At 72.3% G+C, this 19,118-nt stretch carries 16 protein-coding genes; 6 read left to right on the plus strand and 10 right to left on the minus strand.

The genetic code is table 11. The features are described from left to right. Positions 1 to 41 precede the first annotated feature (41 nt). Complete coding sequence (locus JL475_RS16170) at positions 42 to 1,088, plus strand: WD40 repeat domain-containing protein (protein ID WP_202278401.1); 1,047 nt, start codon at positions 42 to 44, stop codon at positions 1,086 to 1,088. Positions 1,089 to 1,100: 12 nt separating this feature from the next. Here JL475_RS16170 and JL475_RS16175 read toward each other — a convergent pair whose 3' ends face one another. Continuing rightward, on the minus strand, positions 1,101 to 1,532 hold the full coding sequence (locus JL475_RS16175; protein ID WP_202278402.1) for a PPOX class F420-dependent oxidoreductase: 432 nt from the start codon (positions 1,530 to 1,532) through the stop codon (positions 1,101 to 1,103). A 222-nt stretch (positions 1,533 to 1,754) separates the two neighbouring features. Here JL475_RS16175 and JL475_RS16180 point away from each other — a divergent pair, with 222 nt between their 5' ends. Then, positions 1,755 to 3,293 carry a cellulase family glycosylhydrolase gene (locus JL475_RS16180; protein WP_202278403.1) on the plus strand — a complete coding sequence of 513 codons (1,539 nt, stop codon included), beginning with the start codon at positions 1,755 to 1,757 and terminating at the stop codon, positions 3,291 to 3,293. Positions 3,294 to 3,920: 627 nt separating this feature from the next. On the opposite strand, the gene JL475_RS16185 is transcribed toward JL475_RS16180, so the two are convergent. Continuing rightward, complete coding sequence (locus JL475_RS16185; protein ID WP_202278404.1) at positions 3,921 to 4,343, minus strand: ATP-binding protein; 423 nt, start codon at positions 4,341 to 4,343, stop codon at positions 3,921 to 3,923. Positions 4,344 to 4,531: 188 nt separating this feature from the next. Between JL475_RS16185 and JL475_RS16190 the strand changes: the two genes are divergently transcribed. Continuing rightward, positions 4,532 to 5,401 carry a helix-turn-helix transcriptional regulator gene (locus JL475_RS16190; protein ID WP_202278405.1) on the plus strand — a complete coding sequence of 290 codons (870 nt, stop codon included), beginning with the start codon at positions 4,532 to 4,534 and terminating at the stop codon, positions 5,399 to 5,401. After that, positions 5,398 to 5,577, plus strand: a complete 180-nt coding sequence (locus tag JL475_RS16195; protein WP_202278406.1) for a DUF397 domain-containing protein — start codon at positions 5,398 to 5,400, stop codon at positions 5,575 to 5,577. Before JL475_RS16190 ends, JL475_RS16195 begins: the two co-directional genes overlap by 4 nt. A gap of 69 nt (positions 5,578 to 5,646) precedes the next feature. Here the strand turns inward: JL475_RS16195 and serC are convergent, their stop codons facing one another. The 7 genes from serC to JL475_RS16230 form a co-directional block, all read right to left on the minus strand. Further along, the gene (gene serC, locus JL475_RS16200) at positions 5,647 to 6,765 is read right to left on the minus strand and encodes a phosphoserine transaminase (RefSeq protein ID WP_202278407.1); all 1,119 of its coding nucleotides are present in this window, start codon (positions 6,763 to 6,765) and stop codon (positions 5,647 to 5,649) included. 183 nt (positions 6,766 to 6,948) lie between these two features. Further along, positions 6,949 to 8,208 (minus strand): cytochrome P450, encoded by a 1,260-nt coding sequence (locus JL475_RS16205; protein WP_202278408.1) that lies wholly within the window; start codon positions 8,206 to 8,208, stop codon positions 6,949 to 6,951. Next, positions 8,205 to 9,395 carry a cytochrome P450 gene (locus JL475_RS16210; protein ID WP_202278423.1) on the minus strand — a complete coding sequence of 397 codons (1,191 nt, stop codon included), beginning with the start codon at positions 9,393 to 9,395 and terminating at the stop codon, positions 8,205 to 8,207. Before JL475_RS16210 ends, JL475_RS16205 begins: the two co-directional genes overlap by 4 nt. Positions 9,396 to 9,442: 47 nt before the next feature. Next, positions 9,443 to 10,060, minus strand: coding sequence for an ATP/GTP-binding protein (locus JL475_RS16215; RefSeq protein WP_202278409.1), 618 nt, complete (start codon positions 10,058 to 10,060; stop codon positions 9,443 to 9,445). Next, entirely contained in the window at positions 10,041 to 10,388 is a 348-nt protein-coding gene (locus JL475_RS16220; protein WP_109379351.1) for a DUF742 domain-containing protein, read from the minus strand. The genes JL475_RS16215 and JL475_RS16220 overlap by 20 nt, the downstream gene beginning before the upstream one ends. Beyond that, on the minus strand, positions 10,385 to 10,792 hold the full coding sequence (locus tag JL475_RS16225) for a roadblock/LC7 domain-containing protein (RefSeq protein ID WP_109379352.1): 408 nt from the start codon (positions 10,790 to 10,792) through the stop codon (positions 10,385 to 10,387). The genes JL475_RS16220 and JL475_RS16225 overlap by 4 nt, the downstream gene beginning before the upstream one ends. After that, complete coding sequence (locus JL475_RS16230; protein WP_202278410.1) at positions 10,789 to 12,924, minus strand: ATP-binding protein; 2,136 nt, start codon at positions 12,922 to 12,924, stop codon at positions 10,789 to 10,791. The genes JL475_RS16225 and JL475_RS16230 overlap by 4 nt, the downstream gene beginning before the upstream one ends. 335 nt (positions 12,925 to 13,259) lie before the next feature. Here JL475_RS16230 and JL475_RS16235 point away from each other — a divergent pair, with 335 nt between their 5' ends. After that, entirely contained in the window at positions 13,260 to 16,142 is a 2,883-nt protein-coding gene (locus JL475_RS16235; protein ID WP_202278411.1) for an FAD-binding and (Fe-S)-binding domain-containing protein, read from the plus strand. A gap of 4 nt (positions 16,143 to 16,146) precedes the next feature. Here JL475_RS16235 and JL475_RS16240 read toward each other — a convergent pair whose 3' ends face one another. Continuing rightward, on the minus strand, positions 16,147 to 17,718 hold the full coding sequence (locus tag JL475_RS16240) for a VWA domain-containing protein (RefSeq protein WP_202278412.1): 1,572 nt from the start codon (positions 17,716 to 17,718) through the stop codon (positions 16,147 to 16,149). Positions 17,719 to 18,077: 359 nt separating this feature from the next. On the opposite strand from JL475_RS16240, the gene JL475_RS16245 reads away from it, so the two are divergent. After that, positions 18,078 to 19,046 carry a DMT family transporter gene (locus tag JL475_RS16245; protein WP_202278413.1) on the plus strand — a complete coding sequence of 323 codons (969 nt, stop codon included), beginning with the start codon at positions 18,078 to 18,080 and terminating at the stop codon, positions 19,044 to 19,046. Positions 19,047 to 19,118: the final 72 nt, after the last annotated feature.

Consider the following 19,118-nt stretch of genomic DNA (forward strand, 5'->3'; position numbering starts at 1 on the left):
CACCTGCCGTCAAGACGGCGGCGGGATGGCAGTCTTGGGCCATGCGCCGACCCTCCGCCCTGCTCGCCGCGGCCCTTCTCCTCGGAGCGACCGCCTCGCTCACCGCACCCGCCGCCCCCGCCTCCGCAGCCGACGGCGACGAGGGGTTCACGATCAAGGACCCGCGCATCACCGAGTCCAGCGGTCTCGCCGCCTCCCGCCTCCACCCGGGCGTCTACTGGACCCACAACGACAGCGACGACGGCCCCTACCTCTACGCCGTGGACAGTGCCACCGGCGACACCGTCGCCCGGCTCACCCTCACCGGCATCGGCGAACCCCGGGACGTCGAGGCGATCTCCATCGGGCCGGACAACCGGATCTTCGTCGGCGACATCGGCGACAACCTCGGGGGCACCTGGCCGCATGTGTGGATCTACGAGCTGCCCGAGCCGAAGGAGTTGCGGGACCAGACCGTGCGGGCCACGCAGTACGTCGTGACGTACTCCGACGGGGCCCGCGACGCCGAGTCCCTCGTGGTGCACCCGAAGACCGGACGCGTCTACATCGTCGACAAGAAGGAGGAGGGCGGGCACCTGTACGAGGGGCCGGCCGAACTCTCCGCCTCGGGCGGCAACGTCTTCGAGCCCGTCGCGCCCGTCGAGCTGTGGGCCACCGACGCCGCGTTCTCCCCGGACGGCCGGCAGCTCGCCGTGCGCGGGTACTTCGGCGGGATCCACTACGCGTGGGACGACGCCCGGGACGGGAAGATCGAGCGCAAGGGGCGGCTCAGCGTGCCGCTCCAGGGGCAGGGCGAGTCCGTCAGCTACTCCGCCGACGGCTCCCGGCTGATGTACGGGAGCGAGGGCGAGCAGAGCCCGGTCGAGGCCCGGGAGGCGCCCGGCGGTGGCGGCTCGGGGTCGGCGTCCTCGTCGGGCTCGTCGGGCTCCTCGGGCGGAGGCTCACAGGCGGGGGACGAGGGCTCGGAGGGCGGTGTCGGCGCCGGTTCCGGTGACGGCCTCACGATCGGTGCCGTGGCCGCCGTGGCCGCCGTGGCCGTCGTCTGCGCGGTCCTGTTCGGGCTGGGGCGCCGGCGCCGACGGGGCTGATCCGGCGGGCGGTCACGCGGTGCCGTCCGCGGGCGCCGTCCGCACCTCGTAGTGGAGCGTCTGCGTCCGCATCAGCCGGTGCGCGAGCGGGACCAGGGCGCCCTGCACGACCGGGTACTTGCGCCGTAGCAGCCGTGCCGCGTGCCGGTCCTCCCCGCTCCCCTGGTTCAGCAGCCGGACCTGGGCACGCATCTCCGGTCCGACCGGCTTGCCGTCGGGGGTGGCGGGGGCCAGTTCCACCACTGGGTCGAGGCGCAGGCGTTTGACCTTCTTGGCCTTGCCTGGGGTGCGGAAATAGGCGTGGTCGCCCTCCACGGCGAGGTTCACGGCGGTGCCCACGCCCGTGCCGTTCCTGCGGTGGCTGGTGAGCAGCACCGCCCACTGCCCGGCGAAGTCCGTCAGTTCCGGGTGGGTGCGTTCCGGGTGGGTGTGCGAGGTGGTCATACCTCCATACAGGCACCGATCCGCCGGTCTGTCATCCGCTGGCACGTCGACGTACCGGCACCTCCCCGTTCCAGTCAGGATGCGCAGCCGAGACGGTGTTCGGAGGCGCGAATACCGTCCGCCTTCTTGACGTGCCCATGCGAGATGGCTTGCATGGGGGTGCAAGGCGATGGGAGCGCTCCCATCTGTTCCGGGCCTGTCCCTCCGAGAGGAAGCAGCGACATGTTCCGCAGCTTGCGAAGAGCGCTGTGCGTGGCCGTGGCGGCGTTCCTGCTGCCGCTGGCGGGCGCGCCGTCGGCCGGTTCGGTGGAGCGGGGCGACGGCCCGGCGCGCACCGCGATGGCGGGCGAGGGCTACTGGCACACCGACGGCCGGCGGATCCTGGACGCGGCCGGGCGGTCCGTACGCATCGCCGGCGTCAACTGGTTCGGCTTCGAGACCGACACCCGTGCGGCCCACGGCCTGTGGGCCCGCGACTACAAGAGCATGATCGACCAGATGAAGTCGCTGGGCTACAACACGATCCGCCTCCCCTACAGCGACGACGTCCTCAAACCGGGCGCCGTGCCCGACAGCATCAGCCACGACGACATCAACACCGACCTGCGCGGCCTGACCTCGCTCCAGGTCATGGACCGGATCGTGGCGTACGCGGGGCAGTCGGGCCTGAAGGTCGTGCTCGACCGGCACCGTCCGGACGCGGCCGGGCAGTCCGCGCTCTGGTACACCTCCGCCGTCCCCGAATCGACGTGGATCACCAACCTCAAGGCGCTCGCGGCCCGTTACAAGGGTGATCCGACCGTCATCGGCATCGACCTGCACAACGAGCCCCACGATCCCGCCTGCTGGGGCTGCGGCGACACCGCGAGGGACTGGCGACTGGCCGCCGAGCGGGCCGGCAACGCGGTGCTGTCCGTCAATCCCGACCTGCTGGTCTTCGTCGAGGGCGTGCAGTCGTACAACGGGGTCAACGGCTGGTGGGGCGGCAACCTGATGGGCGTCGCCGAGCACCCGGTCCGCCTGGCCGTGCCGGACCGGCTCGTCTACTCCGCCCACGACTACGCCACCAGCGTGGGCCGGCAGCCCTGGTTCGAGGACCCGTCGTTCCCCGCCAACATGCCCGGGATCTGGGACAAGTACTGGGGCTACATCTTCAAGCAGAACATCGCCCCGGTCTGGCTCGGCGAGTTCGGCACGACGCTCCAGTCGGGCGTGGACCAGCGGTGGCTGTCCGCACTGGTGACGTACCTGCGGTCGACGTCGGAGCACGGCGCCGACAGCTTCCACTGGACCTTCTGGTCCTGGAATCCCAACTCCGGTGACACCGGGGGCATCCTGAAGGACGACTGGACGACCGTGGACACGGCCAAGGACGGCTACCTCGCGGCCGTCAAGGCGCCGGGGTTCCCGGCGGGCGACCCCGGCGGCCCGGGCGACCCGGGTGGTCCCGGGGGCGACGGGCCCGCGTGCAGTGCCGCCTACACCGTCAGCAGCGACTGGGGCGGCGGCTTCAACGCCGACGTGAAGGTCACCAACACCGGGACCGTACCGCTGAAGTCCTGGAAGGTGACGTGGACCTGGAGCGGCACCCAGCGGATCACCACCATGTGGAACGCCTCGTACACCCAGTCCGGTACGACCGTCACCGCGACCAACGCCACCCACAACGGCGCGGTCCCGACGGGCGGTTCGACGAGCTTCGGCTTCGGGGGCGCCCCCGGCGGCGGGAGCGTACCGAGCGTGACCTGCACGGCGACGTGAGCGACGTGTGACCAGGGGCCCGGCGCAGTGGCTGTACACAGCGCCGGGCCCCAGGCGGCTTGCTGTCCGGCTTGAGGAGTGCGACATTGGCTGGGCAAGGTCCTATGTGCTCCCCGGAGGGCAACCAAAGGATCTTGCTCTCGTGGGCCCCCGGCATGCCGGGGGTTTCTGCGTTTCCGGACATCATCCGCGCCGAGCCGACGATGCCATCGGTGTCGTGGTCAGGAGGCCGATGCTGCGACAGCCGCTGACAGGACCGCGGCATGGCCCCAGCCGCAGGACCTGCACGATCACGGCATAGCCAACACAGTCGAAGCGGCTTGGCACAAGATCCTGACCACTGCCGGTGAACCTCGATGGCCGGAAGGACCACCGCTTCTGGAACCGTTTGCCGAGCTGGTACGGGTGGCTTTCCACGACTGCCCGGTGGGGCGGCGGCCTCGACGTGGCGATGCCGGGACATGCGTCCACGGCCAGGGGAGGACACACCGTTCCAAAGGCGTGACCGCTTTGGCCGTTTCTGTACGTATGGCGCTCATTTGAGCGTTCACGTGACACATGCCCGCCGAGTGCTCACGGTTTTCGGCACGGCACCCGTCTCCGGCCCCGCGGTGTCGAGCGAGCACCTCACAGAGTTGACGGGGTGCGAGCGCTCTCCGCCTCGCCGAGCGCGAACAGCGCCCACACGCACTTCGTGTACGGCCCCTGCCAGCAACCCCACTCGTCGGCCAGGGCCGCCACGAGGACCAGTCCGCGTCCGCCCTCCTCGTCCGGAGCGGAGTCGTGCAACCGGGGGAGCCTGTCCCTGTCGGGGTCGGAGACCTCCAACATCAACTGCGCCTCGTGCAGGCTGAGTTTCACCTCGACCTGGGCGCAGGAGGTCCGGCAGTGGGTCACGGCGTTGGTGACGAGTTCGTTGGCGAGGAGCGTCACGCTGTCGGCGAGTTGGTCGGTGACTCCCCGGTTCGCGAGGGCTTTGCGCACCTGCCGGCGGGCGGTGGGGACGTGCCGTCTGTGCTTGGGGATGCGGAAGGTTTCGGTTGCGGGCATGGGGTGCCGTTCCTCCTGACGTAACGCCAACGCGTGCTGATCTGCGGCGCTTTTGGGAAGCTAAGGCTGAAATCGGCATGCATGCAATGCGCTTGAGTGAATGCATGCACTCGTCCACTCGATCGAGTGATGTGCCCTCGGAGGTGTCGCCCTGTGTGGCATCGTTGCCGCAGGAGAGGGGAGAGCCCATGCCCGCAGGTGGACGGCCGACGGTGCGCAGCAGGCGTCTGGGTACGGCGCTCAGGCAGTACCGGTTGGCCGCCAAGCTCGACCAGCCGCAGGCTGCCGAGATCATCGCGTCAAGTCAGGCCAGAGTCAGCCGCCTTGAGACCGGGCATGTCACCGCGCGAGTCATCGAGGTGCGGCTGCTGCTGGACGCGTACGGCATCACGGACCCGGAAGTACGGGCCAAGCTGGAGTACTTGGCCAAGCACTCGAAGAACCGGGGCTGGTGGCTCGAACATGCGGCGCACCTGCGGCCGGACTACGTCGACCACATCGCCCTGGAGGACGACGCCACCTATATCCGTGAGTGGCAGCCCGTCATGGTGCCGGGACTCCTGCAAACTCCGGCCTACGCGGAGGCGGTGATCGCCGGCGGTCCTCACTGCATCGAGCCTGAACGGGTCACGCAGTTGGTGAAGGTGCGCGAGGGGCGGCAGGCGAAGATCGACGAGGGCGGAGCGTCGTACACGACGATCCTCTGGGAAGCGGTCGTCGAGCAACCGCTGGTGGCCGCCGAGATCCACCGGGAGCAGTTGGCCGCGATCCTGGAGATCGGGAAGCGCAAGAACGTCACTGTGCAGGTGCTGCCGTTCAGTGCGGGTGTCCTGGCCGGGTACTCCTCCGCCTTCTCCTCCTTCAGCTTCGACGAGGAACCGACGGTAGAAGCCGTCGCCATGGACAATCTGCGCGGCACGTCGGTCCTCGAAGGTCCCGAGGACCTCGCCGCTTACGCCAACGCATACGACCTACTACGCTCGGCGGCGTTGGCCCCGGACGCGAGCGCGAAGCTCATACGGGGCATACTGCGGAGCTTGAAGGAAGACGCATCATGACCGAGGTCATAAAACCCTTCCAGAAGTCGTCGTACTCGGGACAGGAGAACGCCTGCGTCGAGGTCGCCGAAACGGCTCCGGGCGGCCGGGCCGTCCGTGACAGCAAGCAGTACGACGGTCCCCTGCTCACCGTCTCACGTGAGAGCTGGCAGGCGTTCCTGCGGCAGTTCGCGTAGGGATCGCACAGCCGAAGGGCGCCCGGCGGGACATCGCCGGGCGCCCTTCGTCGTCGTGCGGGGGAGCGGTCAGAGCTGCTCGATGACGTAGTCGACGCACTTCGTCAGGGCCTCGACGTCCGCCGGGTCGATGGCCGGGAACATGGCGACGCGGAGCTGGTTGCGGCCGAGCTTGCGGTAGGGCTCGGTGTCGACGATGCCGTTGGCGCGCAGCACCTTGGCGACCGCGGCGGCGTCGACCTCGTCGGTGAAGTCGACGGTGCCGATGACCTGGGAGCGCTTGGCCGGGTCGGTGACGAACGGGTTCGCGAACTTCACGTCCTCCGCCCAGCCGTACAGCGTGCGGGCCGAGGTGGCGGTGCGGCGGACCGCCCAGTCCAGGCCGCCCTGGCCGTTGATCCACTTCAGCTGCTCGTTGAGGAGGAAGAGGGTGGACAGGGCGGGGGTGTTGTACGTCTGGTTCTTGCGGGAGTTGTCGATCGCCGTGGGCAGCGAGAAGAACTCCGGGATGTGGCGGCCGGACGCGTGGATCCGCTCGGCGCGCTCGATGGCGGCCGGGGAGAAGACGCCGATCCACAGGCCGCCCTCGGAGGCGAAGGACTTCTGCGGGGCGAAGTAGTAGACGTCCGTCTCGGCGATGTCGACGGGCAGGCCGCCGGCGCCGCTCGTCGCGTCCACGAGGACCAGGGAGCCCTCGTCGGCGCCGTGCACCCGCTTGATGGGCATGGCGACGCCGGTGGAGGTCTCGTTGTGGGTGAAGGCGTAGACGTCCACGCCCGCTTCGGCGACCGGCTCGGGGTGCGTGCCCGGGTCGGCGGCGACGACGGTCGGCTCGGCCAGCCAGGGGGCGAGCTTGGCCGCCTTGGCGAACTTGGAGCTGAACTCGCCGAAGGTGAGGTGCTGCGACTTGTTCTCGATCAGGCCGTGGGTCGCGATGTCCCAGAACGCGGTGGAGCCGCCGTTGCCGAGGACGACCTCGTAGCCCTCGGGGAGCTGGAACAGCTCACTGATGCCCTCGCGCACTTCGCCGACCAGGTTCTTCACCGGGGCCTGGCGGTGGGAGGTGCCCAGCAGGGACGTGCCGGTCGCGGCCAGTGCGTCCAGCGCCTCCGTCCGCACCTTGGAGGGACCCGCGCCGAAACGACCGTCGGCGGGCTTGATGTCAGCAGGAATCCGGATCTCAGCCACGAAAGGAGCCTAGCGGCTCCGGGAAACCCGGGTGCAATCTCGTCCGTCGGCTGAGACACGAATCAGCCGGTGGGGGGAGGGAGGGGCGGGGCAGGGCGGTGGGGCGGCGGGCCGGGGTCGAGTCCTCGTCCCGCCGCCGTGGAAGTCGCCTCGGAAGTCGTCCCGAAGGCCGGCCCGGGAAGGTCAGCCGCCGAGGGTCACCGGCAGTTCGTACAGGTCGTTCTGGGTGACGACCGGCTTGTTGCGGAGTTCGGTCGCCGGGACCGCCAGGTCCAGCTTCGGGAAGCGCGCGTACAGGGCCGGCAGGGCGACGCCCGCCTCCAGGCGGGAGAGGGCGGCTCCGGGGCACACGTGCGGGCCGTGGCCGAAGGAGATGTGCCGGTTGGCGGTCTCGCGGGTGATGTCGAAGGCGCCGGCGGTGGGGCCGTGCGCCTGCTCGTCGCGGCCGATCGCGGCGTACGACACGATCAGCGCCTCCCCGGCGGGCAGGACCTCGTCACCGACCGGTACGTCCTCGGTGGCGAACCGGATCAGCACGTGGGAGGTGGGCGTGGAGTACCGCAGGGTCTCCTCGACCACCGCCGACCAGTCCGCCTTGCCGGACAGCACCAGCTCGCGCTGCTCGGGGTGGGTGGAGAGGTTGACCACCGCGTTGACGATGAGCGAGATCGTCGTCTCGTGACCGGCCGCGATCATCAGCTGGAGCGTGGAGACGATCTCCTGGTCGGTGAGCCGGCTGCCGTCCTCGGACGCCTGGATCAGCGCGGACGTCAGGTCGTCGCCGGGGTTCTCCCGCTTGTGCGCGACCGTCTCGGCCATGATCTGCGCCAGTTCGGTCAGCGTCGCGATGACCTCCTCGGGCGGGGTCTGCGTCGAGAAGAACTTCTCGAACAGCTCCTTCAGCCGCGGCAGCCGCTCCTCGGCGAGCCCCATCAGGTCGGCGACCACGTACATCGGCAGCGGGTAGGCGAACAGGGCCTTCAGGTCGACCGTTTCGCCCGGCTCCGCGGCCACCTTGTCCAGCAGGCCCTCGGTCAGCTCCGTGATCCGGTCGCGCATCTGCTCCACCCGGCGAGGCGTGAGCGCCTGGGCGACCAGGGTGCGCAGGCGGCGGTGGTCGGCGCCGTCCACGGTGAGCATGGAGCGGGGCGGGTTGGCGAGTCCGATCAGCGGCCAGTCGGGGGCGATCTCGCCGCGCTGCCAGGCGCCCCAGACGTTGATGTCCTTCACCAGCCGGGGGTCGGTGAGCAGCTTCTTCGCCTCGGCGTGGTGCGTGACCGCCCACACCGGTACGTCGCCCGGCAGCACCACGCGTGCGAGGGGCCCGGCGGCCCGCAGCGCCGCGCTCTCCGCCTCCAGGTCGGAGACGAACGGGTCGAGGTGGATGGGGGTCCGGCCGGTGTCCGTCGTGGCGGTGGGAGAGTCCGTACCAGCAGCCGTCATCTGAGTTTTCCTCCAAGGGCGGGAGTGGGTGTGAACGTGACCGGAAGTTCGGACAGTCCGCGCAGCCACGGCGAGGGGCGGCGGGTCAGGGACGTGGCCGGTATCGCGAGGTCGATGTCCGGCAGCCGGTCCAGGACGACCTCGATGCCGGTCCGCGCGATCACCTCGGCGATCTCCTGCGCCGGGAACGGGCACCGGTGCTCCCCGTGGCCGAAGGAGAAGTGCGCGCCGTTCCCGCCGGTCAGGGCGGAGCCGTCGGTACGCACCTGGGGATCGGAGTTGGCGCCCTGGAGGCCGAGGAGCAGCATGTCACCGGCGCGGATGCGGCGACCGCCCAGCTGGGTGTCGCGGGAGGCCCAGCGGCCGGCCACGTTCTGGGTGGGGGTGTCCTCCCACAGCACCTCGTTCATCGCCTCGGCGACGCTGTTGCGGCCGCCGAACAGGGACGCGGCGAACCGGTTGTCCGTCAGCATCAGGTGCAGGGAGTTGCCGATCCAGTCGGCGCTCGGCTGGTGCCCGGCCGCCATCATCACCATCAGGTCCTGGACGATCTCCTCGTCGGTGAACCCGGAGGTGTCGGCGAGCATCCGCGACGCCACGTCCTCGGCGGGCTCGTTCCGGCGGGCGGCCACCAGTTCGGTCATCGACGTGAACAGGTGGGCCTGGCCCGCCAGCGCCCGTTCCCGCCCGTCGATCATGTCGTTGAGGGCGGTGACCAGGGCCGGCCCCTGCTCGTCGGAGAAGCCGTAGAGCCGGGCCAGTACGCGTACCGGCAGGAGCATCGCGAACTCGCCGATGATGTCGGCGGTGCCCTCGGGGCAGATGCCGTCGATCAGCTCGTCGGCGAACTTCTCGGCGTAGCCGCGCAGTTCGAACGGGTCCACCGCCTCCAGCGCGTGGACCATCATCGCGGCCCGCTCGCGGTGCCGCTCGCCGACGGTGTAGAGGATGGAGGGCTGCTTGCGGCCGATCATCGGCAGCAGCGGCCAGTCGTCGGGGATGTTCCCCCACTGGCTCCACAGGTCGGAGTCGCGGCTGAACAGCACCGGGTCGCCGGTGATCTGGTGCAGCTCGCGGTAGCCGAGCACCAGCCAGGCCGGTACGTCGCCGTCGAGCAGTACCGGCACCACGCTGCCGTGGTCGCGCCGCATCTTCCGGTACACCCCGGCGGGGTCGTCCTGGAGCAGGGGCCCGCTGAGGGCGACGGGGGCGGCCGGGGACGCGGGAGTGGGGCTCACACCAGCTCCTGACGGGGGGCTCGGGCCGAATCGGCGTAGTGGGCCTGGATGTGCTCCACCAGCGTGATCAGCACCAGCTTGCTGGACTCCCGGGACCGCGCGTCGCAGGTGACCAGCGGGACGTGCGGGTCGAGGTCGAGGGCCTCGCGGATCTGCTCCGGGGCGAAGGCGGGGCCGCCGAAGTCGTTGCAGGCCACGATGAACGGCGTGCCGTGCTTCTCCAGCCGGTCGATGGCGTACCAGGATTCGTCGATGCGCCGGGTGTCGACCAGGACGACCGCGCCCAGGGTGCCGGAGAACAGCCGGTCCCACAGGAACCAGAAGCGTTCCTGGCCGGGCGCCCCGAACAGGTACAGCACATTGCGCCGGTCCAGGGTGATGCGGCCGAAGTCGAAGGCGACGGTGGTCGCGGTCTTGCCGCTCACCGCGCTGACGTCGTCGACGGCCTCCCCGGCCCGGGTCATCGTCTCCTCGGTGTTGAGGGGACGTATCTCGCTCACCGAGCGGACCATCGTCGTCTTGCCGGCGCCGAAGCCGCCCACGACCACGATCTTGAGGCCGTTGTCGGCCGACGCGCCCAGCGGTGTACGCGTCTCAGAGGTTGCGGAGTCCAACGAGCACCTGCTCCAGGATGTCGGGGTCGGGTACGGCGGCCTGGCGGGGGTGGCGGGCGCTGACGCGGCCCGCCGCCTGGAGGTCGGCGAGCAGGATGCGGGTGATGCTCACCGGCAGCTTCAGCTCGGCCGCGATCTCCACGACCGCCGTGGGTCGTTCGGTCAGCCGCAGGATCGCGGCGTGCTCGGACTGCATGCCCGGCACCGGATCGCATTCGGCGACGACCAGGGTCACCAGGTCGAAGGGGTTGTCGGCCCCGGACCGGCTGCGCCCGCCGGTGACGGTGTAGAGGCGGTCGGGGGCGTCGTCCCTGCCCGGCCTGCTCATGAGGTGCGCGGCGGCGCGGTCAGGTGCTCCCCGAGCTGCTCCACCAGCTCGCTCATGTTGTGCCCGATGAGCCCGGCGTCGGCGTCCTCGTCGGTGATGACGGCCAGATGCGCGCCCTGGCCGGCCTCCACGATGAACAGCACGCCGCCGTAGAACTCGGTCATCGCCGACCTGACGCCTCCGCTGCCGTCGCCGAACTCCACGGACGCGCCGTGCGACAGGGACTGGATGCCCGCGGCGATCGCGGCGAGCTGGTCGGCCTGGTCGGCGGAGAGCTCGGGGGTGCGGCACAGTTTCAGGCCGTCCCTGGACAGCACGAGCGCGTGCCGCGCGCCCGGCGTGCGCTCCAGCAGGCCTTCTATCAGCCAGGTCAGCTTCTCGTCGGCGGTCGTCGTGCCGGTCATGAGGTGGTGTCGCCTTCCGGTGTCACGGGGGTGGGAGTCGGGGTGGGGGTGTCGAGGGGGGCGGTGCTTGTGCCGGTGTCCGTGCTCGTGCCTGTGCCTGTGTCCGTTTCTGTGCAGGGTGCTGCTTCCGGGCAGGGCGCCGTGTCGTCCGGGGCGGTGGCGCGGACGGCCTGGCGGAAGCTGCTGAAGCGGGCGGTGCGGGCCCTCGTCTCCTCGGCGGTGGGTGCCGCGGGGCGCGGGGCGGTGGTGCGGGTCCCGGCGCTTCGGGTGCGCTCGGCCTCGGCGAGGGTGCGGCCGCGGCGGCGGCGGGGGAGGTCGAGCGGGGGCGCGTCCGGCGCGGATGCGTCCGTGCCTGCGCCTGTGTTCGGGCTCGGGTCCGTGGGCCGGTCCGGGGACTCGTGGGTGGGCACCGGGTCGGGGTCGAGGTCGGCTCCGGCGCGGTGTGCCGCGTACGAGTGGCTGTCGGCCGCCGCCGATGTCGGCGCGGGCGCCGACGTGGCCGCGGGGTCCGTTTCCGTCGGGGCCGTGGCGTCGGCGGGGTGGACGGCCGGTGCCCCGGCCGGGCGGGTGCTGTGGCGCTGGGGGAGGCCCGGCGCGGACGGCTCGGGTGCGGTGCCCGCCGGTGCCTCGGGCCCGGAGCGTGCGGGCCGGGTGTGGGTTTCGGAGCGGGTGGGGGTGCCGGTGGGCGGGGTGTGGGGTGCGTCCGGCGATACGAGGATGTCCTGCGGTACGAGCATCAGGACGCCCGTGCCGCCGCGGGCCGAGGGCCGGTAGGAGACCCGGAGGCCGTAGCGCCGGGCCAGCCGGCCCACCACGGCGAGTCCGAGCCGGGTGCCGGTGAGGCCGCCGAACCCGCTGGTCTCGCCGGAGACGGCACGCTCGGCGCGCCGCAGCTGGGCCTCGCCCATGACGAGCCCGCTGTCCTCGACGGAGACGATGACGCCGGCCGGCACCTCCTCCACGTAGACGTGGACCTCGGCGGTCGGCGGCGAGAAGTTGGCCGCGTTGTCGAGGAGTTCGGCGAGCGCGTGCATCACGCCCTCGGCGGCGTGCCCGGCGACGGCGGTGTCGGCGGCGGAGTGGACGCGGACGCGCCGGTAGCCGCTGATCCTGCCCATGGCGCCGCGCAGGATCGACTCCATGCGGATCGGCCTGGCCCAGCGGCGGCCCGAGCGGGCGCCGGTGAGGACGGCGACGGAGTCGGCGAGCCTGCCCGCCTGAGCGGTGCGGTGGTCGAGGTGGAGGAGGTCGGCGAGGACCTCCTCGTCGTGGTGCTTGTCCTCCATCGCGCGCAGGTCCGCGAGCATGCCGGTGGACAGGGCCTGCATCCGGCCGGCCGCGTTGGCCGTCGCGGACAGCGCGGCGGCGCGGGCGCCGTCGGCCTCGCGCAGCCGGACGGCCAGCCGAGCGTTCTCCCCGATGTGCCGGTCCCGGTCCTGGGACAGCCGCGCCCGCTCCTCGCCGATCCGCTTGAGTTCCGCGTCGAGCCGGTCGCGCTCGTCGGCGTGCTGCTGGACCAGTTCGGCGGTGCGGGCGTCGTGTTCCTCGGCGCGCCGGCGCAGTTCCCCGGCGTGCTCCTCGGCGAGCCGGGAGAGCTCGGCGGCGTGGCCGTCGGCCAGGCGGGCCCGTTCAGCGGTGTGCTCCTCGGTGAGCCGCACCCGCTCGGTGGTGTGCTCCTGCGTCAACCGGGCCGTGGCAGTGGCGTGTTGCTCGTTGAGGCGTTCGCGCTCCGCCGCCACGGACTTCGCGAGGCGGGCCCGCTCCTGGTCCAGGTCGGCCGACAACCTAGCCCGTTCCCGGGTGAGTTCACCGGTCAGCCGCTCGTGCTGGCGGCGGGCCTCCTCCGCCTGCCGGGCGCGCTCCTGGAGCAGCCGGCCGACGTCCCGGGAGACCTCCTCCAGCCGACCGCGGAGCGCCCGCGCCGTCAGGACGGCGTGGGTGGCCCAGGTGACGGCCGCGCACAGCAGCAGGGCGGCGATCACTCCGGCAGCCGTGAGGGCGGCGCGTGCGGAGGCCGGTCCCAGGAGCACCGCGACGACGACCCCGATCGCGGAGAGCGCCGCGGTGAACAGGGGCACGGGCAGCAGGCTGCGGGGGGTGGGGCGGTCGCCGGGGAGCAGGGGGGAGGTCATCAATCAGGGTCCTCGGTCGGGTCCTCGGTCGGGTCCGCGGGGCATACGTCGTTGTCTGCACGTGTGGTCTGCACGTGTGGTCTGCGCGGCCCTCGAGCGGTCCATGGGGTCGCCGGACCCGGTTCCGGGGTCGCTTCCGGAACGAAGGCCGACAACTGCGCTCAACTCGCGGTCACTATATGCAAGTTCGTGATCTGCTTGGGAAGATTCCGTTCTCGTTCTTGGGATTTGAGTCCCTCCTGAGGGAATCGGTTCCCCGGAGCCCTCGCCCCGTGCGCCGCGCGGGGTGTGCGCCGTCACCGCTGTTCCGCCCGCCCCGGGGGCATCCTGGAGGCATGACGGATCTCCGGGAACTGCGGGCCGGACTGCGCGCGGACGTGCGCGGCGAGGTGGACTTCGGCGTCACCGCGCGGGCGCTGACCACCATGGACGCCTCCAACTACCGCCGGGTGCCACTCGGCGTGGTGTCGCCGCGGGACGCCGACGACGTGGCGGCGGCCCTCGCCGTCTGCGGGGAGCACGGAGTCCCCGTGGTGCCGCGCGGCGGCGGCACGTCGATCGCGGGCCAGGCGACCGGTACCGGCGTGGTGCTCGACCTCACCCGGCACATGAACCGGCTGCTGTCCCTCGACCCGGAGACCCGCACGGCCGTCGTCCAGCCCGGCCTCGTCCTCGACCGGCTCCAGGAGGCCGCCGCCCCGCACGGGCTGCGCTTCGGCCCGGACCCCTCCACGCACAGCCGCTGCACCCTCGGCGGCATGATCGGCAACAACTCCTGCGGCTCCCACTCGGTCGCCTGGGGGACGACGGCGGACAACGTGCGGGAACTGTCGGTGATCACCCCGCGCGGGGAGCGGCTGCGGCCCGGACCGGGGTGGGCCGGGGCCCCGGCGGGGCTGCGGGAGCTGGTGGACGGCGAACTCGCCCGCCTGCGCACCGGCTTCCCCGAGCTGCCCCGCCGTATCTCCGGATACGCCCTGGACGCCCTGCTGCCCGAGAGGGGCGCCGACGTCGCTCGCTCCTTCTGCGGCTCCGAGGGCACGCTGGGCGTGCTGACGGAGGCGGTCGTGGAGCTGGTGCGCGCCCCCCGCGCGCGTGCGCTCGCCGTGCTGGCGTACGCCGACGAGAGCGGCGCCGCCGAGGCCGCGGCCGGGCTGCTGCCGTACGAGCCGCTGACCGTGGAGGGCATGGCGGCCGATCTGGTGCCGTCCTCGGTGGACCTTCCGCGCGGTGGCGCCTGGCTGTTCGTCGAGACCGGCGGGGACACGGAGGGCGAGGCACGCGCGCGTGCGGACGCGATCGTCCGCGCGGCGGACGTCGTCGACTCCCTGGTGGTGACCGACCCGGCCCGGCAGCGCGCCCTGTGGCGCATCCGGGAGGACGCGAGCGGCACGGCGACCCGGATGCCGGACGGCACGGAGGCCTGGCCCGGCTGGGAGGACTGCGCGGTGCCGCCCGCCCGGCTCGGCGCGTACCTGCGGGACTTCCGGGGGCTGCTGGCCGCCCACGGGCTGCGCGGGGCGCCGTACGGGCACTTCGGGGACGGCTGCATCCACGTCCGCATCGACTTCGACCTGCTGACGGAACCGGGCATCGCCCGCTTCCGGACCTTCTCCGGGGAACTCGCCGACCTGGTCGTGGCCCACGGCGGCTCGCTGTCCGGCGAGCACGGCGACGGGCAGGCACGCGCGGAGCTGCTGCCGCGCATGTACGGCCCGGAGACGGTGGCCCTCTTCGAGCGGGTCAAGGGCGTCTGGGACCCGGACGACCTGCTCAACCCGGGGATGCTGGTGCGTCCCGAGCCCCTGGACGCGAACCTCCGCTTCGCCGTCCTCCCGCGCGAACCGGTGGACGTCGCCTTCGGCTACCCCGCCGACGGCGGCGACTTCTCCGCGGCGGTCCGCCGCTGCGTGGGCGTCGCCAAGTGCCGTACGGAGTCGGTGTCGGGGCCGGCGGTGATGTGCCCGTCGTTCCGGGCCACGGGCCGGGAGGAGCACTCCACGCGCGGGCGCGCGCGCCTGCTGCACGAGATGCTCGCCGGCGAGCTGGTGACCGACGGCTGGCGGTCCACGGAGGTAAGGGACGCACTGGACCTGTGCCTGTCCTGCAAGGGCTGCCGTTCGGACTGCCCGGTCGAGGTCGACATGGCCACCTACAAGGCGGAGTTCCTCCACCACCACTACGCCGGCCGCCGCCGGCCCGCCGCCCACCACACGATGGGGCGGCTGCCGCTGTGGCTGGGCTGGGTGGCGCGCACCAGGTCGGCGGCGCTGGTCAACGCGGGCGCCTCGGTGGGCCCGCTCGCGCGGGCGGCGAAACGGCTGGGCGGGATCGCGGGGGAGCGGGAGATCCCGCGCCTGGCCGGGGAGCCGTTCACCCGCTGGTGGCGGGGACGGCGGACCGCCGTGCCCTCTGACAGCGGTGCTCTGGTGGTCCTCTGGCCGGACACCTTCACCGAGCACCTCTCGCCCTCCGTGGGCCGCGCGGCCGTACGGGTCCTGGAGGCGGCGGGCCTGCGGGTCGCGCTGCCCCCGACGCTGCGCCTGGCCGGAGCCCGGGGCCTGGTGGGGGACGCCCGCTCCCGCTCGGCGCTGCGGCTGCTGTCGGCCCGCCGCGGCCGGGTCTGCTGCGGCCTGACGTACATCTCCACGGGCCAGCTCGACCGCGCCCGCGCGGTGCTGCGCCGCACCCTCGACCTGATGGAACCGGTGCTCGCCACCGACGCCCCGGTGGTCGTCCTGGAACCGAGCTGCGCGGCGACCCTGCGCACGGACGCACCGGAACTCCTGCACGACGACCCCCGCGCGGCACGACTGGCCTCCCGCGTCCGCACGTTCGCGGAGACCCTGGAGCAGTACGCGCCGGACTGGACCCCACCGTCCCTGGACCGCCCCGTCACCGGCCAGACCCACTGCCACCAGCACGCGGTCCTCGGCGACACGGCCGACCGCCGGCTGCGCGCCGCCGCGGGCCTCACCGGCGACCTGAGCGGCGGCTGCTGCGGCCTCGCCGGCAACTTCGGCTTCGAGAAGGGCCACTACGAGGTCTCGGTCGCCTGCGCCGAGGACCAGCTCCTCCCCGCGGTGCGGGAGGCACCGCAGGACGCCCTGATCCTGGCCGACGGCTACTCCTGCCGCACCCAGCTGGACCAGCTGGCGAACGTACGGGGCCGCCACCTGGCGGAGGTGCTGGCGGAGGCCTTGCAGAAAGACTCGTGAGGATTCATGCCAGGCGGTTCGCGTCGCGGATGGCCTGGGTCAGGTCGCGGAGGGCCTTGTCCTCGGTTCGGGAGGACAGGGCGGCGGCGTGGTCGACGAGCTCGTCGAGGCCGGGGGCGCCGGGCAGGGCGCTGTGGCGGTGGTCGGTGGAGCGCAGGGCGTCGGCGAAGTAGGCGGCGGTCGCGGTGAGCGTGAGGCCGCGGTTCGCGGTCCAGACGGAGTCGTCGAGGGCGTCGGTCTCCAGGGCACCGGTCTCCTCGTGCGGGGCGCGGGTGTCGGGGTCGAGCCAGCGGACCGTGGCCGTGGCGAGGTGGCCGTCGGCGCCGGACCTCGTACGGACCGCGTACAGGGCGGTGACGGTGTGGCCGGGGCCGACCTCGCCGCCGTCGACGTCGTCGTCGCGGAAGTCCTCGTCGGCGACGCGGCGGTTGTCGTAGCCGACGAGGCGGAACTCGGCGACGGTCCGCGGGTCGAAGGCGACCTGGGCCTTGGCGTCGCGGGCGGTCAGCTCGATGTTGCGGGGGAGCTGTTCGCAGAAGACCTCGCGGGCCTCCTCCTCGTCGGACACGTACACCGTGTGCCCGTCGCCCTTGTCGGCGAGGCGTTCCATCAGGGCGTCGCCGTAGTTGCTGCCGACGCCCACGCCGAAGAGGGTGATGCCGTGCTCGCGACGGGACGTCGAGATGCGTTCGAGGATCGCGTCGGCGTCGGTCTCGCCGGTGTTGGCGAGCGCGTCGGAGACGAGGACGACCCGGTTGGTGGCGCCCTCGCGCAGACCCTCGACGGCGGTCTCGTAGCCGGTCTCGACGCCCGCGCCGAGATTGGTGGACTGAGCGGGTTCCAGACTGTCGACGGCGTCGTGGATCCTGCCCCGGTTGCCGTCGAGGCGGGTCATCGGCAGCACGGTCTCGGCCTCGTCGCTGAAGGTGACGATCGCCACGGAGTCCTCGTCGCGCAGCCGGTCCGTCATGGTGCCGAGGGACCGCCGGGCGAGGTCGAGGCGGCCCGGTTCGGCCATGGAGCCGGAGATGTCGACGACGAAGGTGAGGGCCGCGGGCGGGCGTTCGCCGTTCGGTTCGGCGGGGCGGGTGGCGAGGCCGACGCGGACCAGGGACCAGTCGTCCTCGTCGGTGCGGGCGCCGTCGACGGTGACCGTGAAGCCGTCGCCGTCGGGTCGTTCGTAGTCCTGGCGGAAGCTGTTGACGAACTCCTCGGGGCGGACCGTCGACGGGTCGGGCAGCCGGCCCTCGGCGAGGGTGCGGCGGGCAAAGCCGTAGGAGGCGGTGTCGACGTCGAGGGCGAAGGTGGACAGGTAGTCCGGCGCGGGAGCGATGTCGCGGGAGTCCTGCTCACCCTCGCGCTGCTCGCCCGGGCCCCGGGGGCCGTCGGGGGCGGGGAGCTGGGCCGAGCCGTTCCCCTTGCGGTCGTACCCGCTGTCGGCCGTCGCGTTCTCGTCGCCGCCGCCCGCGTTGCATCCGGTCAGCAGCAGGCCGCTCGCCGCCGTGAACGCCAGCAGCGCGCCGCTCAGCCGCCGTGCCCTGTGCCGCTTCGTCGCTCTGCGTTGCTCCGTCGTCATGTGCCACTTCATCGTCCGTGCCCCCTCGGTCCGTTGAATCCGACTCATGCGACTGTGACGCCGGGGCGTGGCGGAACGTGCGGTACGGGGCGTCACAGGTGCGTCTCGAAGCGGGCACGGGCGACGGCCGCCGAGACCGGTGGGTGACCTTCCGTTGACCTACGGGGTCGTGTCGTCGCCCGTCCGGTCGTCCGTATGACGGACCGGATTGACCCGGGCGGGGCGCGGGCCTCATCGTCAGGTACGTGAAAGCTGCATGCTGCTGACCGGGTCCATTACTCTGGACCGGGCAGTTCATCGCCATGCACAATCCCTGAGGGGGGTCACCCGCTCCCCGTACCGAGCCCATGGAAGGCGCCGTGACCACCCCCAGCTCCGCCACCCCGTCCGTCCCGGCCCCTGCCGCCGTCCCCGCGGCGGCTCCCGGGCATGCGCCCGGCGGGGCGGGCGCTCCGCGTGGGCGGAGCGCGCTGGGGCCCGTCGGGCTGGTGCTCGCCGGGGGAATCTCCGTGCAGTTCGGCGGGGCGCTCGCGGTGACGCTGATGCCGCGGGCCGGCGCGCTCGGCGTCGTGACGCTGCGGCTGCTGGTGGCCGCGGTCGTGCTGCTCCTGGTGTGCCGGCCCCGGCTGCGCGGGCACTCGCGCGCCGACTGGACCACGGTGATCGTCTTCGGGCTCGCGATGGCCGGGATGAACGGCCTCTTCTACCAGTCCGTCGCCCGCATCCCGCTCGGTACGGCGGTCACCCTGGAGGTTCTCGGTCCGCTCGCCCTGTCCGTGCTGGCCTCCCGGCGCGCGATCAACTTCGTCTGGGCCGGACTCGCCCTCGCCGGTGTCTTCCTGCTCGGCGGCGGAGGCTTCGACAGCCTCGACCCCGTGGGTGCCGCCTTCGCCCTGGGGGCCGGTGTCATGTGGGCGGCCTACATCGTCTTCAGCGCGCGTACGGGCCGCCGCTTCCCGCAGGCCGACGGGCTCGCCCTCGCCATGGGCGTGGCGGCGCTGGTGTTCCTGCCGCTGGGCATCGCCGAGTCCGGCACCAAGCTCCTCGACCCGACGGTCCTCGGTCTGGGAGCGGCGATCGCGGTGCTCTCCTCCGTCCTGCCGTACACCCTGGAACTTCTCGCCCTGCGCCGCCTGCCCGCCTCCACGTTCGCCATCCTGATGAGTCTGGAACCGGCCATCGCCGCCGCCGCGGGCTTCCTGATCCTCAGCCAGGCCCTCACCCTCACCGAGGCCGCCGCCATCGCCCTGGTCATCGCGGCGAGCATGGGAGCGGTACGGACCCAGGTGGGACGACGCCGAACCAAGGCGCTCCCGGACCTCCCCTAGGGCCTGTTCGGGATCGTGATCATGTGGCGGGGGCAAGGCTGCGCAGCCAGATGATGGCGCCGCGCAGCTGAA

This window comes from Streptomyces sp. M2CJ-2, assembly GCF_016757295.1.
GTDB lineage: Bacteria > Actinomycetota > Actinomycetes > Streptomycetales > Streptomycetaceae > Streptomyces.